Source organism: Devosia sp., assembly GCF_036406155.1.
GTDB lineage: Bacteria > Pseudomonadota > Alphaproteobacteria > Rhizobiales > Devosiaceae > Devosia_A.
The window spans coordinates 64,199-79,913 of the sequence record NZ_DASWVV010000074.1 but is presented as its reverse complement, the minus strand read 5'-3'; the positions used below and the strand labels follow the sequence as shown (position 1 = coordinate 79,913).

At 69.4% G+C, this 15,715-nt stretch carries 16 protein-coding genes and 1 other RNA gene; 6 read left to right on the top strand and 11 right to left on the bottom strand.

Going from position 1 to position 15,715, the window contains the following annotated elements; genetic code table 11:
- Nucleotides 1-389: 389 nt before the first annotated feature.
- The 10 genes from VGD93_RS05015 to tkt all read right to left on the bottom strand — a co-directional run bounded on the left by VGD93_RS05015 (nucleotide 390) and on the right by tkt (nucleotide 11,388).
- Entirely contained in the window at nucleotides 390-1,421 is a 1,032-nt protein-coding gene (locus VGD93_RS05015) for a peptidoglycan -binding protein (RefSeq protein ID WP_395009798.1), read from the bottom strand.
- Nucleotides 1,422-1,433: 12 nt separating this feature from the next.
- Nucleotides 1,434-2,429 carry a flagellar motor protein MotA gene (locus VGD93_RS05010; RefSeq protein WP_395009796.1) on the bottom strand — a complete coding sequence of 332 codons (996 nt, stop codon included), beginning with the start codon at nucleotides 2,427-2,429 and terminating at the stop codon, nucleotides 1,434-1,436.
- Nucleotides 2,430-2,522: 93 nt separating this feature from the next.
- Nucleotides 2,523-3,314 carry an inositol monophosphatase family protein gene (locus tag VGD93_RS05005; RefSeq protein WP_395009794.1) on the bottom strand — a complete coding sequence of 264 codons (792 nt, stop codon included), beginning with the start codon at nucleotides 3,312-3,314 and terminating at the stop codon, nucleotides 2,523-2,525.
- A gap of 192 nt (nucleotides 3,315-3,506) precedes the next feature.
- On the bottom strand, nucleotides 3,507-4,580 hold the full coding sequence (locus VGD93_RS05000; RefSeq protein ID WP_395009792.1) for a tetratricopeptide repeat protein: 1,074 nt from the start codon (nucleotides 4,578-4,580) through the stop codon (nucleotides 3,507-3,509).
- A complete protein-coding gene (locus VGD93_RS04995) occupies nucleotides 4,577-5,131 on the bottom strand; it encodes a thiamine phosphate synthase (RefSeq protein ID WP_395009790.1) in 555 nt (184 codons plus the stop codon). Before VGD93_RS04995 ends, VGD93_RS05000 begins: the two co-directional genes overlap by 4 nt.
- 149 nt (nucleotides 5,132-5,280) lie before the next feature.
- The gene (locus VGD93_RS04990) at nucleotides 5,281-6,306 is read right to left on the bottom strand and encodes a class I fructose-bisphosphate aldolase (RefSeq protein WP_395009788.1); all 1,026 of its coding nucleotides are present in this window, start codon (nucleotides 6,304-6,306) and stop codon (nucleotides 5,281-5,283) included.
- A 146-nt stretch (nucleotides 6,307-6,452) separates the two neighbouring features.
- Entirely contained in the window at nucleotides 6,453-7,655 is a 1,203-nt protein-coding gene (locus VGD93_RS04985; RefSeq protein WP_395009785.1) for a phosphoglycerate kinase, read from the bottom strand.
- Nucleotides 7,656-7,760: 105 nt separating this feature from the next.
- Nucleotides 7,761-8,306: a putative glycolipid-binding domain-containing protein gene (locus tag VGD93_RS04980; protein ID WP_395009783.1), complete on the bottom strand. Its 546-nt coding sequence runs from the start codon at nucleotides 8,304-8,306 to the stop codon at nucleotides 7,761-7,763.
- Nucleotides 8,307-8,347: 41 nt separating this feature from the next.
- Nucleotides 8,348-9,355 (bottom strand): type I glyceraldehyde-3-phosphate dehydrogenase, encoded by a 1,008-nt coding sequence (gene gap, locus VGD93_RS04975; protein WP_395009780.1) that lies wholly within the window; start codon nucleotides 9,353-9,355, stop codon nucleotides 8,348-8,350.
- Between the two features lie 53 nt (nucleotides 9,356-9,408).
- Complete coding sequence (gene tkt, locus VGD93_RS04970) at nucleotides 9,409-11,388, bottom strand: transketolase (protein WP_395009777.1); 1,980 nt, start codon at nucleotides 11,386-11,388, stop codon at nucleotides 9,409-9,411.
- 177 nt (nucleotides 11,389-11,565) lie between these two features.
- On the opposite strand from tkt, the gene VGD93_RS04965 reads away from it, so the two are divergent.
- The 6 genes from VGD93_RS04965 to VGD93_RS04940 all read left to right on the top strand — a co-directional run bounded on the left by VGD93_RS04965 (nucleotide 11,566) and on the right by VGD93_RS04940 (nucleotide 14,744).
- The gene (locus VGD93_RS04965; protein ID WP_395009775.1) at nucleotides 11,566-11,847 is read left to right on the top strand and encodes a DUF4164 family protein; all 282 of its coding nucleotides are present in this window, start codon (nucleotides 11,566-11,568) and stop codon (nucleotides 11,845-11,847) included.
- 25 nt (nucleotides 11,848-11,872) lie between these two features.
- Complete coding sequence (locus tag VGD93_RS04960) at nucleotides 11,873-12,253, top strand: cell division protein ZapA (protein ID WP_395009773.1); 381 nt, start codon at nucleotides 11,873-11,875, stop codon at nucleotides 12,251-12,253.
- Between the two features lie 53 nt (nucleotides 12,254-12,306).
- Nucleotides 12,307-12,466: non-coding RNA, 6S RNA (gene ssrS, locus VGD93_RS04955), on the top strand.
- Nucleotides 12,467-12,496: 30 nt separating this feature from the next.
- Complete coding sequence (locus VGD93_RS04950; protein ID WP_395009771.1) at nucleotides 12,497-13,093, top strand: 5-formyltetrahydrofolate cyclo-ligase; 597 nt, start codon at nucleotides 12,497-12,499, stop codon at nucleotides 13,091-13,093.
- On the top strand, nucleotides 13,090-13,905 hold the full coding sequence (locus VGD93_RS04945; RefSeq protein ID WP_395009768.1) for a TIGR00282 family metallophosphoesterase: 816 nt from the start codon (nucleotides 13,090-13,092) through the stop codon (nucleotides 13,903-13,905). The genes VGD93_RS04950 and VGD93_RS04945 overlap by 4 nt, the downstream gene beginning before the upstream one ends.
- Nucleotides 13,906-13,997: 92 nt before the next feature.
- A complete protein-coding gene (locus tag VGD93_RS04940; RefSeq protein ID WP_395009766.1) occupies nucleotides 13,998-14,744 on the top strand; it encodes a YebC/PmpR family DNA-binding transcriptional regulator in 747 nt (248 codons plus the stop codon).
- 9 nt (nucleotides 14,745-14,753) lie between these two features.
- Here the strand turns inward: VGD93_RS04940 and VGD93_RS04935 are convergent, their stop codons facing one another.
- The gene (locus VGD93_RS04935) at nucleotides 14,754-15,557 is read right to left on the bottom strand and encodes a GGDEF domain-containing protein (protein ID WP_395009763.1); all 804 of its coding nucleotides are present in this window, start codon (nucleotides 15,555-15,557) and stop codon (nucleotides 14,754-14,756) included.
- Between the last annotated feature and the right edge of the window lie 158 nt (nucleotides 15,558-15,715).

The window sequence follows — 15,715 nt, the reverse complement described above, 5'->3', positions numbered from 1 at the left end:
CGGCCAGGCCGGTCCGTGACGGGACGGGTGACCGATACGCTCGGTCGCCTCGCGACACTGGCAGCCGCTGCCCGGCTGCCGAAGGCAGGGCCCCCGCCGGCAGCGGCAGGGCCCTGGCCGGAAGCGATGCGGCGAAACCTTGATGCGTGACCGCACAACCGTAACGGGCCGGCTCCACACCACCCGGCCGCTCCGGCGAGGCGCCAGCCTCACCCTTTTGCGGACTACCCGCTCCGAGGCGACCGCCTCGCCGGGGCCGCTTCTCTCGACAAGGGAGGCGGCGGAAGAACAGAGGCGAAACCGTAAGGCCAAAAGCCCGGGCGGCGCATTCGCGTGCCGGAAAGGCGAGGGGCAGCGCGGCGGCGGAGGCGAAGCGGCCCCCCGGCTGCTCAGCCCTCGGTCAGCTTGAACTCGATGCGGCGGTTGCGCCGATAGGCTTCCTCGGTGTCGCCCGGATCGATCGGGGCGAACTCACCGAAGCCGGCGGCGACGAGGCGGTTGGGCGCCACCCCGCGCTGCACCAGGTACTTGGCCACGGAGATGGCGCGTGCCGCGCTCAGTTCCCAGTTGGAGGGGAATTGCAGGTTGGAGATCGGCCGCTTGTCGGTGTGGCCGTCGATGCGCAGCACCCAGTCGATCTCGGGCGGAATTTCCTGCTCGAGCTGCAGGATGGCCTCGGCCAGCGCCTCGAGCCCGGGCAGGCCCTCGGCCGAGACGTCGGCGACGCCGGGCTCGAACAGCACCTCGGACTGGAACACGAAGCGGTCGCCGACAACCTGCACGTCGGCGCGTCCCTCGAGGATCTGGCGCAGCCGGCCGAAGAAGTCGGAGCGGTAGCGGTTGAGTTCCTGCACGCGTTGCGCCAGCGCCAGGTTCAGCCTGCGGCCGAGGTCGGCGATCTGCGTGCGGCTCGCCGCGTCGCGGGCCTCCGAGGCGTCCAGCGCCTGCTCCAGCGCGGCGATCTGGGTGCGCAGCGCGGCGAGTTGCTGGTTGAGCAGGGCCACCTGCGCGGCGGCGTCGCGCGAGAGATCCTGTTCGGCCTGCAGGTCGGCTTCGAGCCCGGCGATGCGGGCGTCCTTCTCGCCGGAGCCGGCGCCGGCCCCGGCCAGTTGCGCGGCGAGGCCGTCGCGCTCGCCCTGGGTGGTGGACAGCGTCGCGGTCAGCGTCGCGATGGTGCTCTCGAGGTCGCTCGAATTGGCGCGCTCGAGCTGCAGCAGCTCGGTGAGCTCGGCGATCTGCGAGTTGAGCCGCGACATGGCGGTGTCCTTGCCCAGGATTTCCTGGTTGAGGAAGAACTGCGCCAGCATGAACAGGCTCAACAGGAAGATGATGACCAGCAGCAGGCTCGACAGCGCGTCGACGAAGCCGGGCCAGTAGTTGATGACCTGGGAACGGCGGGAGCGGGTCGAGGGGATGGCCATCGGCGTCTTCTCCTAGCGCGACCGCCGCTCGCTCTCGCCCTCGCGCAGCATGGCCTCGATCAGGTCGCGCAGCTTGCGGTTGGTCTCGCCCTGCTCCTCGATATGGATCCTGAGGTCGGCCTGCTCGGCGCGGATGTGCTTGACCAGCCCGTCGATGCCGCGGGCGAGTTCGGCCATGGCGCGGATGGCGTTCTGCGACGAATTCGAGCTCTGCATGGTGGTCCCGAGCCGCTCGATCATCGCCTGCATCTCGTCGCCGGAGACACCCAGGCCGGAGGCCTGCATCATGGTCATCGGGTGGTCGAGCTCGGTCATCGAGGTCATCCAGTCCTCGAGATCGGTGTAGAAGGCGTTCTGCGCCTGGCTGGTCTGCAGGTCGAGAAAGCCCAGGATGAGCGAGCCGGAGAGGCCGAGCAGCGAGGCCGAAAAGGCCGTGCCCATGCCGCCGAGCGGCGCCGCCAGCCCCTGCTTGAGGTCGGTGAACAGGCTAGCGGTGTCGCCGCCGGTAGCGTCCAGCGCCTGGATGGTGGAGGCCACCGAGGTCACCGTCTCGAGCAGCCCGTAGAAGGTGCCGAGCAGGCCGAGGAAGACGAGCAGCCCGGTCAGGTAGCGCGAGGTGTCCTTGGCCTCGTCGAGCCGGTTGCCGACCGCATCGAGGATCGAGCGCATCGAGGAGGGGGTGATCACCGCCTCGCCCAGGCGGTCGCGCAGCAGCCCGGCGACGGGCGCCAGCAGCACCGGCTGGGTCGGCGGAATCTGCCCGTCCTGCAGGGAGTTGACCCACCGGATCTCGGGGAACAGCCGGATGATCTGGCGGAAGCTCAGCACGATGCCGACGAGCATGGTGAACACGATCAGGCTGTTGATGAACGGGTTCGCCCAGAAGAAGAGCACGAGCTGGCTGGACAGGATGGCCGCGACCAGCGCCACCAGCACCAGGAAGATGATGATCTTGACGAGGTAGATCGTCGGGCTGGCGAGGTGATAGGGGTCGTAACTCTGCGACACGGCTCAAGCCCCGGTTCGATCGAAAGCCGGGCAAGCTTAGTCACCCCAAAGAGGCGTGACAATGGCTTGCCGGCTGCAGCGGGGCCGCCCGGCTCAGGGGACTGCCTTGATCACCTTGAGCAATTGGCCGTGCACGTCCTCGTTGCCGGCGATCACCTGGCCGTTCCAGATGCTGCCCGGCTTGCCGGCGAAGTCGCTCATCGTGCCGCCCGCCTCGCGCAGCAGCAGCCAGCCGGGCGCGATGTCCCAGGGCTGCAACTGGTCCTCCCAGAAGGCATCGAAGCGCCCGGCGGCGACCCAGGCGAGGTCGATGGCGGCGCAGCCGGTGCGGCGGATGCCGGCCGCCGCCGGGGCGACCTGGGCGAGCTGGCGCAGCTGCCGCACGTCGCCGGCGGAGCCGCGCGAGTTGATGCCGGTCGAGATGACGCAGTCGGCAAGGTGCTTGCGTCCGCCGACGCGCAGGCGCTTGCGGTCGTTGAGCCAGGCGCCGCCCCCCTTCTCGGCGGTGTAGAGTTCGTCCATCGCCGGATTGAGCACCACGGAGGCAACGATCTCGCCGTTGCGCTCAAGTGCGATGGCGACGGCGAAGACGGGGATGCCGTGCAGGAAGTTGGTGGTGCCGTCGAGCGGGTCGACGATCCAGCGGTGCTGGCCGTCGGTCCCGGCCACTTCGCCCCGTTCTTCCATGAGGAAGGCGTAGGTCGGCCGCGCCTTGCGCAACTCGTCGAAGACGATCTGCTCGGCGCGCTTGTCGGCCAGCGACACGAAATCGGCCGGGCCCTTGCGCGATACCTGCAGGTTCTCGACCTCGTTGAAGTCGCGGGTGAGCGAGCGAGCGGCCTTGGTCGCCGCCTGCACCATGATGTTGAGCAGGGCCGAGCGCATGGCCTAGGCCGCCCGCCGCCGGCAGGCGAGGCCGCGGCCCTGGTGCCGGAGGCCGCCGCCGGGGAGGATGATCTGGCCGTCGCTGTCGAACATGGAAGGGCTCTGCGGGTTCGCGCCGAAGGCCGGCGCCGGCAATGGAAGGATTGGCAGGCTTGTGCCCCAGAACGGGGTGGCGTTCAAGTAGCTTGCCTTTCAGCGCGGCGGTGCCGCCGTGCCGCCGGGCGGTGGCGTGGGCCAGAACCGGGCCCGCTCCTCCGCCCGGGCCAGTGTCGCGGCGGGGATGGCGGCGAGCAACTGGTCCAGCACGGGGTCGGTCAGGCCCTGGCGGCGCGCCAGGGCGCGCCACATCGCCGCCGCTTCGAGGTCGGGGGCGACGCCCTCGCCGGCGGCGAGCAGCTTGGCGTAGCGGTTCTGGGCCACCGGATCGCCGGCTTCGGCCGCGCGGGCGTACCAGCGCACCGCCTCGCCGAGGTCGCGCGGCACGCCCTTGCCCAGATACAACAGCGTGGCGTAATCGACCTGCGCCGCCGTCAGCCCCTGCTCGGCGGCGCGTCCGATCTGGGCGGCGCCCTCCCTGGGGTTCGGCGCCACGCCGGCGCCTTCGATGAGCATGGTGCCGTAGTCGTATTGCGCCTCGGCCATGCCGGCTTCGGCCGCCTCCCCTATCAGTGCCGCGGCCCGGCCGAGGTCGGGCGCCGCGTACGTGCCCTCGATATGCAGCAGGCCGAGATTGTACTTTGCCGGGACGCTGCCGCGCGCGGCGGCGAGGGCGAACAGTTCGGCGGCCCGGGCGCGGTTCCTGGGCACGCCGCGGCCTTCCTGGTACATCAGCGCCAGCTCGAAAGTCGCCAGCACGTCGCCGTTCTCGCTGGCGCGGGCGTACCAGCCGGAGGCCAGCGGCAGGTTCTCGGGCACGCCGAGGCCCTTGGCGTAGATCTCGGCGACCAATGTCTGGGCGGCCGCGTCGCCCGCCTCGGCGCGGGGCCGGGCCAGCTTCAGGGCGGTCAGGAAGAAGCCGCGCTGGAAGGCGCCGAAGGCGGCATCGACGCGCAGCCGCGGTCCGAACACTTCCTTGCTGATGGCGAGGGCGTCGGCGTTGGGGTCGGCAGGCGGCAGCACCGGCGCCACCGGAATGGGCAGTTCCTCGAGCTGGAAGGGGACCCCTTCCGGCTGCGCTTCCGCGCCGGGCTGCGGCTGGGCAGCGGCGGGGAGGCAAGCGGCGGCCAGCAGTGCGGCGAGCGCGGCGCGCCGTCGCAGCGACCTCATGCGTGTTCCTCCAGCCGGGCCGTGCCGAGGCCGATGAACTCGCAGGCGCCGGCGTCGAAATCGGCGAGGCCGGCGTCCGGGTCGGAAAGGACGCTGGGGATTTCCATGGTCTGTGCCCACCATTGCGCCAGCGCGCGCTCGGCCGCGTCCAGATGACCGGTCAGCGGGCCGAACAGCAGGTAGTCGGCGCCCAGTTCCCCCAGCGTCATGGCGTCGTGCCGGGTGTGGACGTTGCCGACGCCGACGATGTTGGCCGGCTGCAGCGCGGCGATGGCATCGCGGGTGGCGGCGGCGCCGGCGGTGACGTGCAGCCCGTCGGCGCCGAGCGTGCGCACCAGCCCGGGTTCGCCCTCGATGAGCACGGCGCTGCCGGCGGCCTGGGCCACGGGGGCCACGGCCTTGACGAAATCCTTGTAGGCGTTCTCCGGGCGGCTGCCGCGCGGCAGCAGCAGGGCGGCGAACGCCGCCCGCGCGCGGCTGCGCTCGAGGCTGGCGACGAACGAAGCGGCGTCGGCGTCGACGGGGGCGATGAGAAAGATCTGTGGGGCCATGGCCGTCCTTATAGCCTCGATGGCGCTCAATTGGAGCCGGAATCTGGCAGCATCAGGGTCGGGGCGCGGGCGCGCGGGCAGCAGCGCAAAGAAAGGGGCGCGTCCCTTGCGGGAAGCGCCCCAGGTGCCGTCGGGAAGACGATCGTGCTCTAGGCAGCCTTGTCCAGTTCAGGCTGCCACTGGCCGAGCGCGGCCAGGGCATTCATATGCGCGCGATGGGCAAACGCCGCCTGCGCGAGCTTGACGTTCTCGGGGCGTCCCTTCCACAGCATCAGGGCGGCATTCTGCAGCGCCCGGCCGTAGGAGAAGGTGAGCCGCCAGGGCAGGCCCTCGATCTTGTTCATGGCGGAAAGGTGGGCGGTCGCCTCTTCATCGCTCTGGCCGCCGGAGAGGAAGGCGATGCCGGGTACGGCAGCGGGGACGTAGCGCAGCATGGTGTCGACGGTGCGGCGGGCGACCTCGTCGACTTCGGCCCTCTGCTGGGCCCGGGTGCCGGGCAGGACCATGTTGGGCTTGAGCAGCATGCCGGACAGGTCGACGCCGGCGAGGCGCAATTCCTGGAACACCGCCTCGAGCGTCTCGCCCGTCACCTCCTCGCAGCGGTCGATGCTGTGGTCGCCCGGTTCGCCGTCGCCGATGACCTCCGGCTCGACGATCGGCACGATCCCGGCTTCCTGGCACAGAATGGCGTAGCGGGCCAGCGCGTGGGCGTTGGCGCGGATGTTGTTGCGGGTCGGGGCGGTGGCAGAAATGGTGATGACGCCGCGCCACTTGGCGAAGCCGGCGCCGAGGGAGGCATAGCGCGCGAGGCGCTCGCGCAGCCCGTCGAGGCCCTGGGTGAGCTTTTCGCCGGTGTCGCCGGGCATGGGGAAGGTGCCCTTGTCGACCTTGATGCCGGGAATGGCGTCGCAGTCGGCGAGCATCGCCCGGAAGGCGGTGCCGTCGGCGGCGTGCTGCAGCAGCGTCTCCTCGGTGAGGATGACGCCGGAAATGTAGCTGGTCATCGCCTCGCGGGCGCGGAACAGCATCTCGCGATAGTCGCGGCGCAGCTCCTCGGTCGAAGGCAGCCCGATCTTGGCGAAGCGCTTGGCGATCGTCGGCTCGGATTCGTCGGCGGCGAGAATGCCTTTGCCGGGCTCCACGAGCTTCTTAGCGATGGCGTTAAGCGATGCCATGCATCGGCCTCCCGTTGATCAGCAACGGCCGGACCATGCCAAAAGGCCCCCGGTTTCTCCATTTAGACGTTCGGCTTAAGACGAAAAAACAACGGCATTCCGCCTGGCGGCGGCGCCGCCGCCGGGCACCTGCCCGAGGGCGGTCGTCAGGCCTGGCGCAGGGCTTCGACGCCCGGCAGCGGCTTGCCTTCCATCCATTCGAGGAAGGCGCCGCCAGCCGTCGAAACGTAGGTGAAATCGTCCTTGACGCCGGCATGGGCGAGCGCCGCCACGGTGTCGCCGCCGCCGGCCACCGACACCAGCTTGCCCGCCTTGGTGCGGCTCGCCGCGTAGCGCGCGACCTCGCTCGTCGCCCGGTCGAAGGGCGGCAGTTCGAAGGCGCCGAGCGGGCCGTTCCACACCAGCGTGCGGGCTTCGTCGATGGCGCCCTTGATGCGCTCGACCGAATTGGGGCCGACGTCGAGGATCATGCCGTCCGGGTCCATGGCGTCCAGCCCGTAGGTGCGGTTCGGGGCATTGGCCTCGAAATGCCAGGCGACGGTGGCGTCGATGGGCAGGATCACGGCGCAGCGCGCCGCCTCGGCCTTCTCGAGGATGGTGTTGGCGAGGTCCGCGAGGTCCTTTTCGGCCAGCGACTTGCCCACGCTCCTGCCCATGGCGTGCAGGAAGGTGTTGGCCATGGCCCCGCCGATGACCAGCGCCTCGACCCTGGTGATCAGGTTCTCGAGCAGTTCGATCTTGGTCGACACCTTGGCCCCGCCGACCAGCGCGATGACCGGCCGCTGCGGGTTGCCGAGCCCCTTTTCTAGGGCTTCCAGTTCGGCCTGCATGGCGCGGCCGGCCGCCGCCGGCAGCAGATGGGCCAGCCCCTCGGTCGAGGCATGGGCGCGGTGCGCGGCCGAGAACGCGTCGTTGACATAGAGATCGCCGAGCGTCGCCATGCGGGCGGCCAGCGCCGCGTCGTTCGCCTCCTCCCCCGGATGGAAACGCGTATTCTCGAGCACCAGCACGCTGCCCGCCGGGGCGCTGTCGATGGCGCGCCTGGCCGCCGTGACATCGGTCCAGTCGGTGGCGATGAAGCCGACCGGGTGGCCGGTCTCGTCGGCCACCGCGGGCACCACCTGCTCGAGCGAATAGGCGGCGTCGACCTTGCCCTTGGGGCGGCCGAAATGGGAGAGCAGGATGGCCTTGCCGTCCACCTTGATGATCTCGCGAAGGGTGGGCACGATGCGCTCGATGCGGGTGGCATCGGTGACCTTGCCGTCGGCGACCGGGACGTTGAGGTCGGCCCGCACGAGCACGTTCTTGCCCCTGAGGTCGAGGCCGTCGAGGGTCTTGAAGTTCGCCATGGGTCCTGTCCGCCGCTTGCCGTTGCTGCCGCTGCTATAGCAAGGAATGCGGTCGGGACAACAGGCCCCGGCGGCAGCGCCTCCCGCCGGTGCGGCCCCGACGGCTCAGAGCTGTTCGAACAGACCGGGGTAGCGGACGATCAGCCCGGCGTCATCGGTCTCCAGTTCGGCCCGGAAGGTGCCGTCCCCGGACTCGTACAGGAAGCGCCGCTCGTCGAGCTTCGTGTAGACCTGCTCCTCGGGGCGCGGCTTGAGCAGGTCCAGCGGGATCCATGCCATGCGCAGGCGCTGCGGAGTCCCGGGCACGAGCCCGGCCCGCCGGATCGGCAGGGTGTTGGTGAGGGGCGAGCCCGACAGGTCGATATCGAGGCAGCCGTCGAGCTGGGGCAGGCGCCGGTGCTCGCCGTCGGTCCAGTGCCCGCGCCCGTCGGCATTGAGCAGCAGCACCTCGCCGTCGGTGCGCTCCAGCCGCAGGCCGCGGAAGACCCAGCCGGGGTCGAGCCCGATCTCGTAGTGGGCTCCGTACTTGTGGCCGTCGCGCTCGCCGGCGAGAACGCTGCGCACGAGGACGCCGTCGGCGCTCTCGTGGACTTCGCAGTGCTCATAGCCGGGCCACGCGAGCGACCGCCAGCGGATGATACGGTGCAACATCGGGCCGTCCTGGCCCGTACTGCCGGTCTGGCGCCGCCGCCCTAGAGCGTCCTGGCCAATGTCGCGGTCACGTCGCACATGCGGTTGGAGAAGCCCCACTCGTTGTCGTACCAGCCCATGATGTTGACGAAGTTGCCGTCGATCACCTTGGTCTGGTCGAGCAGGATCGTCGCCGAATGCGGGTCGTGATTGAGGTCGCTCGAAACCAGAGGGTGCCGGGTGTAGGTCATGACGCCCTTGAGCCTGCCGTCCGCCGCGGCGACCAGCGCGTCGTTGACTTCCTGCGCCGTGGTCGGGCGCCCGGACATGAACTTGAGGTCGACCAGCGACACATTCGGGGTCGGTACCCGGATGGAGACGCCGTCCAGCTTGCCCTTGAGTTCGGGCAGCACGAGGCCGATGGCCTTGGCGGCGCCGGTGGACGTCGGGATCTGGGAGAGCGCCGCGGCACGGGCGCGGTAGAGATCCTTGTGCATGGTGTCGAGCGTCGGCTGGTCACCGGTGTAGGAATGGACGGTCGTCATCATGCCTTTCTCGATGCCCACCAGCTGGTGCATGGTCTGGGCCATGGGCGCGAGGCAGTTGGTCGTGCACGAGCCGTTGGAGATGACGACGTGCTCCTTGCCGAGCTGGTCGTGGTTGATGCCGTAGACGACCGTAAGGTCGGCGCCCTCGGCGGGGGCCGAGACGATCACCTTCCTCGCACCCGCCGTCAGGTGCGCCGAGGCCTTTTCCTTGCTGGCGAAGATGCCGGTGCATTCGAGCACGATGTCGACGCCGAGCTCCTTGTGCGGCAGCTGCGCCGGATCCTTGACGGCGGTCACCTTGAAGCTCTGGTTGCCGGCAGTGATGGTGTCGCCGGCAACGGTCACCTCGTGCGGGAAGCGGCCGTGGACGCTGTCGAAGCGCAGCAGATGGGCGTTGGTCTCGACCGGGCCCAGATCGTTGACTGCCACCACCTGGATGTCGGTGCGCCCGCTCTCGACGACCGCACGCAGAATATTGCGTCCGATACGACCAAACCCATTGATTGCGACGCGAACGGCCATTGGTGGCTCCTTTGGGATCGAGATGGAAAGTGCCGGGATGCGAGGCGGCCTTCTTACAACTGCGCCGCCACCGCTTCAACGATACCTTTTGCGGTGATGCCGAAATGCTCGTAGAGCGCCTCGGCCGGGGCGCTGGCACCGAAATTGCTCATGCCCACGAAGCGGCCGGTGTCGCCCAGCAGCGCGCCCCAGCTCATGGCGATGCCGGCCTCGATGGCCACCTTCGCCTTGGGGGAGCCGATCACGGCGTTGCGGTAGTCCCGGTCCTGGCGGGCGAACAGTTCCAGCGAGGGGACGGAGACGACCCTGCCCGAGATGCCGCGTTCGGCCAGCAGCTTGAGGCTGTCGATGGCGATCGCCACTTCCGAGCCGGTGGCAAAGATCAGCGCGTCCGCATCCTCGTCGCCGGCGATGACGTAGGCGCCCTTGGCGCACAGGTTTTCGTCGACGTTCTCGGTGCGCAGCGCCGGCAGGTTCTGGCGCGACAGCGCCAGGATCGACGGGCCGTCCTTGTGCTCGAGGGCGATCTGCCAGCACTCCAGCGTTTCGACGGCATCCGCGGGTCGCAGCACCAGCAGGTTGGGAATGGCCCGCAGGGCGGAGAGATGCTCGACCGGCTGGTGTGTCGGGCCGTCCTCGCCGAGTCCGATCGAGTCATGGGTCATGACATAGACGACGCGCTGGCCCATCAGTGCCGACAGCCGGATGGCGGGGCGGGCGTAGTCGGTGAACACCAGGAAGGTGCCGCCGTAGGGGATGAGCCCCTTGTGCAGGGCAATGCCGTTCATGGCCGCCGCCATTTCGTGCTCGCGGATGCCGTAGCGCAGATAGCGGCCGCTGCGGTCGGCGGCGGTGAAGGGCACCGTCTGCGAGGTATTGGTAAGGTTCGAGCCGGTGAGGTCGGCGGAGCCGCCGATGGTCTCGGGCAGGGCGCCGTTGATCACCTCCAGCGCCATCTGCGAGGCCTTGCGGGTGGCGACCTTCGGCTTGTCGGCGACCAGTTTCTGCTTGAAGGCGGCGACGGCCGGCGCGAAGGCCGGGGACAAATCGCCCTTGAGGCGCCGTTCGAACTCGGCGCGCCGCTCCGCACTGGCGGCAGCCAGGCGGGCTTCCCAGCCCGAACGGGCATTGGCCGAGCGGCCGCCGGCGGCGCGCCAGGCATTGAGCGTCTCGGCCGGAATCTCGAAGGCGGGATAGGTGATGCCGAGCTTCTGCTTGGCCGCCGCCAGTTCCTCGGCGCCGAGCGGCGAGCCGTGCACGCCGTGGGTCCCCGCCTTGTTCGGCGCGCCGAAGCCGATGGTGGTCCTGGCCGCGATCAGCGTCGGCCTGTCGGAGGTCTTCGCCTCGTTGAGCGCCCTCTCGATCTGCGCCTGGTCGTGGCCGTCGATCTCGACGGTGCGCCAGCCGACGGCCTTGAAGCGGGCGATCTGGTCGGTCGAGTCGGCGTTGGACACGGCGCCGTCGATGGTGATGTTGTTGTTGTCCCAGATGACCACCAGCTTGTGGAGCTTGAGGTGCCCGGCCAGCGAGATCGCCTCCTGGCTGATGCCCTCCATGAGGCAGCCGTCGCCGGCCAGCACCCAGGTATGGTGGTCGACGAGGTCGGCGCCGAACTCGGCAGCGAGCTTGGCCTCGGCGATGGCCATGCCGACGGCGTTGCCCAGACCCTGGCCGAGCGGGCCGGTGGTGGTCTCGATGCCGTCGGCGAAATGGTACTCGGGGTGGCCGGCGGTCTTGGCGTTGAGCTGGCGGAACTGCTTGATCTGGTCGATCGTCATGTCCTCGTAGCCGAGCAGGTAGAGCGAGGCGTAGAGCAGCATCGAACCATGCCCGGCCGACAGCACGAAGCGGTCGCGGTCGGGCCACCACGGGGCCTTGGGGTCGAACTTCATCACCTTGGTGAACAGCACGGTGGCGATGTCGGCGCATCCCATCGGCAGGCCCGGATGACCCGAATTGGCCTTCTCGACGGCATCCATGGAGAGGGAACGGATGGCGTTCGCCATGGCATTGGCGTGGGCAGAATTGGTCATGGGTTCCCGCTCGTCTGTTGGCTTGCGACTGGATGGAGCACGCCCGCAAAGGGGCCTGAAAGGCGCGCAGGAGGCTTAGCAGGTTCCGCTTTGCTGTCAATGCGGCCGCCGGTTGCATTGATCCATGCGCCGAAGACTGCAATGCTAGCAGCATTCGAAGCGTGCAGGACGGCGAGGGTGGCGGAGACGACTTCCGAGGAGGGGTACGAGGCGGCGGCGGCGCGGCTGGAACGGGCCTTCGCACGGCTGGAGGCCAGCGTGCGCAGCCTCAACGGACGCATGCGCTCGCACAGCCGCATCGAGGCCGATACGCAGAAGCTCATCCAGGAGCGGGCGAAGTTCGCCAGCGAACTGGACAAGGCGGCGGCCCGCGCCAGGCGCCTCGACGACAGTGCGGCCGAGGTGGCGCGCCGGCTCGTTTCCGCCATGGAAACGGTGCGCGAAGTGCTCGTCGAGTAACGTCTGGCAGTGTGAGGAAAGCTCGATGCCCGAGGTCAATGTCGAAATCAACGGCCGCAGGTACCGGATGGCCTGCGAGGACGGCCAGGAGACGCACCTGCTGGGCCTGGCCGAGCGCTTCAACAGCCACATAGAGGCGTTCAAGGGCGATTTCGGCGAGATCGGGGACAACCGTCTCACCGTCATGGCCGGCATCGCCGTGCTCGATGAACTGGCCGAGGCCGAGCGCAAGATCGCGCTGCTCAAGCAGGACGTCGCCAACCTCGCCGCGGCGGGCGAGGCGCTGACGCGCGAGGCCGAGGAACTCGAGCGCAAGTTCGCCAAGCGCCTCAACGAGGCGGCCCGCAAGGTCGAGGCCATCGCCACCGCCATCGACGAGACGGGGGCTGGTCCCAGTTCCACCTGATCCGGGCCCGCGCAATCTTGACTTTGCACCCCGGCGCCGACGCACTATATCTCGGTGTGCTGCCCGGTGCGTGATGGATCATCAATATCCCCGGGGCCTTATCGATCTCAAAGGGAGCTGTCCCTGACCGGGCCCGTGGGTCCGGACACACGGCGCCCACCTACTCAGGTAGGTTCCCGGGATCGAATATCCCACGGCCAGGGCGGCACCTTTACTCGCGTTAACTCGCGCGCCCGGGTGGCCATGGACGACACCACGATCGAAGCTGCCAAGGCGGCGCTCAGGGCGCAGGCGCACAGGCAGCGTGCCCAGTTCCTCGAGGCGCATCGGAGCGACGCCGCCACGGCCGTCGCCGACCTTTTCTTCGCCGAGGTGCCGCTGGCCCCGGAGGAGGTGGTCGCCGCCTACTGGCCCATCCGCGACGAACTCGACTGCCGGCCGATCGTGGCCCGTCTCGTGGATGAGGGCTGGCGCGTCTGCCTGCCCGTCGTCGTCGGCCCCGAGCAGCCGCTGGCGATGCGCCTGTGGCAGCAAGGGGCGCCGCTCTATCCCGCCGGCTTCGGCACGCTGGCGCCGGACGAAAGCGCGCCTTTGGCCACGCCCGATCTGGTGCTGGTGCCGCTCCTCGGCTTCGATCGGCTCGGCACCCGGCTCGGCTACGGGGGCGGCTATTACGACCGTACGGTCGCGGCCATGCAGCGCAAGCCGCGGCTCGTCGGCTTCGCCTTTGCCGCGCAGGAGGTCGACCTCGTGCCGCGCGCCGCCCACGACCTGCAGCTGGATGCCGTGATCACCGAGCACGGCGTCCGCCACTTCACCGGGCAGGCCGCGGCGCCATGAGACTCCTGTTTCTGGGCGACGTCGTCGGCCGCGCCGGGCGCGACGCGGTGGCGGAGCGGCTGCCGGGCCTGATCCGCGACTACCGGTTCGATTTCGTCGTGGTGAACGGCGAAAACGCCAGCCACGGCAAGGGCCTCACCGAGCCGCATTTCAACGAATTGCGGGCGGCCGGGGCGGACGTGGTGACGCTCGGCGACCATGCCTTCGACCAGCGCGATACGCAGTCCTACATCGCGCGCGAGCCGACGCTGCTGCGCCCCCTCAACATGGCGCCGGGTGCGCCGGGGCGTGGCGCCAACCTGATCGAAGGCCGCAACGGCCACCGCGTGCTGGTGATCAATGCCCTGGGCCGGGTGTTCATGCCGCCCATCGACGATCCGTTCCGGGCGGTCGAGGCAGCCATCGCCGTCTGCCCGCTGGGCGAGCAGGCCGACGCCGTGGTGGTGGACTTCCACACCGAAGCCACCTCGGAGATCCAGGGCATGGGGTTCTTCCTCGACGGGCGGGCGAGCCTCGTCGTCGGCACCCACACCCACATTCCCACCGCCGACCACCGCATCCTCAAGGGTGGGACGGCGCTGGTGGCCGATGCCGGCATGTGCGGAGACTTCGACTCGATCATCGGGGTCGACCCCGAGGAACCGCTCAATCGCTTCCTCACCGGCATTCCGCAGGGCCGCTTCACGCCGGCCGAGGGGGAGGCGACGCTGTGCGGGGTGGCCATCGAAACCGACGCCACCAGCGGCCTCGCCCTGCGGGTCAGCCCGGTCCGCATCGGCGGTACGCTGGCGCAGGCCCTGCCGGCCTTCTGAGCCTCGAGCCGGGGCGTGGCGCGGCTTCACAATCCGGCCCGCCCCGCCTATATAGCGCCGACATTTCAGATCAGTTCGAAAAGGATGCCCGGATGGCTGGCCATTCGCATGCCAAGAACATCATGCACCGCAAGGGCAAGAGCGACGCTGCCCGCTCCAAGGTCTTCTCCAAGCTGGCGCGCGAAATCACCGTGGCCGCCAAGCTGGGCGCGCCCGACCCGGCCTTCAATGCCCGCCTGCGGCTCGCCGTCGCCAATGCCCGGGCGCAGTCGATGCCCAAGGACAATATCGACCGCGCCATCAAGAAGGCGACCGGCTCGGAAGGCGAGAACTACGAGGAGATCCGCTACGAGGGCTATGGCCCCGGCGGCGTGGCGATGATCGTCGAAGCGCTGACCGACAACCGCAACCGCACCGCCTCCAACCTGCGCTCGACCTTTGCCAAGAACGGCGGCGCCTTGGGTGAGTCCAACTCGGTAGCGTTCATGTTCGACCGCGTTGGCGAGATCGCCTACCCGGCGGCGGCCGGCAGCGCCGATGCGGTGATGGAGGCGGCCATCGAGGCGGGTGCCGACGACGTCGAGAGCGACGAGGAGGGCCACTGGATCTACACCTCGTTCGAAGCCATGGGCGAGGCCGCGGCGGCCATCGAAAAGGCGCTGGGCGAGCCGGAATCGGTCAAGGCCATCTGGCGGCCGCAGAATTACGTGACCGTCGACGCCGAAAAGGGCGCGACGCTGATGAAGCTGATCGGCCTGCTCGAGGACGACGACGACGTCCAGAACGTCTATGCCAATTTCGAGATGGACGACGAGGACGCCCAGAAACTGGCGGGCTGAGCCGCCGCGTCACGGGCCTCCCGCCGGCATCGCGGCGCCGGCCGCGGCGGGAGCCGGTGGCGTCCGTGGCCGGCCCTCCGCGAGCCGGCAACGGTTGCGGCCGGCCCGCTTGGCCGCATACAGGTGCTGGTCGGCGGTGCGGAACAGGTCGCTGAAGCTGGCCGTGCCGTCGCTCATGGCCGCGCCGATGCTGACCGAGAGCGGGTGAATCTCGCCGTGCGGGGCGAAGTCGATGCGGTTGACGCCATAGCGGATGCGCTCGGCGATCAGCCCCGCGGTTTCGGCGTCGGCGCCGTCCAGGAACACGCCGAACTCCTCGCCTCCCATGCGGCAGACCAGGTCGTTCTCGCGCACCTTGGCGCGGATGACCTCGGCGATCCGCTGCAGGGCCGCATCGCCGTGGTCGTGCCCGAACAGGTCGTTGACCAGCTTGAAGTGGTCGGCGTCGATGACCAGTAGCGCACCGCAGCTGCTCCCCTCCCGCGCCTCGGGGGAGGTAAGGCGGGCCGACACCTGCTGGGTGAAGGCACGCCGGTTGAGGGACGCGGTGAGCCAGTCGGTGGACGCCAGCACCTGCAGCCGCTCGTTGGCCAGCTTCAACTGCTGGACGCGGACCAGGTGCCAGAACGTCATCGGGCCGCCCAGCAGCACCGGCAGCAGCACTGCGGCCGCCAGCCCGACATCGCTGAGGCCTTGCGACAGGCCGGAAAGCAGGACATGCGACACGGCGACCGAGGCCGCCACGGAGAGCGTCGTGAGGATGGCGGTCCAGCGCCAGATCGTTGCCCAGGCGGCGGCGGGCAGGTCTTTCATGCTCATCTTCGGCGGCCCCCGATCCGCCCGGCCCTCCCCTAGCGCGCCACGACTGAAGCCGTAGTTGTGCGTATGGCTACAATTGTACCGATCGCGCCTCTCCTCCCGCCGTTTCCGGTTTGTTCACTTGGCGCTTGGTAGCCTCGCCGCCTTGGCCT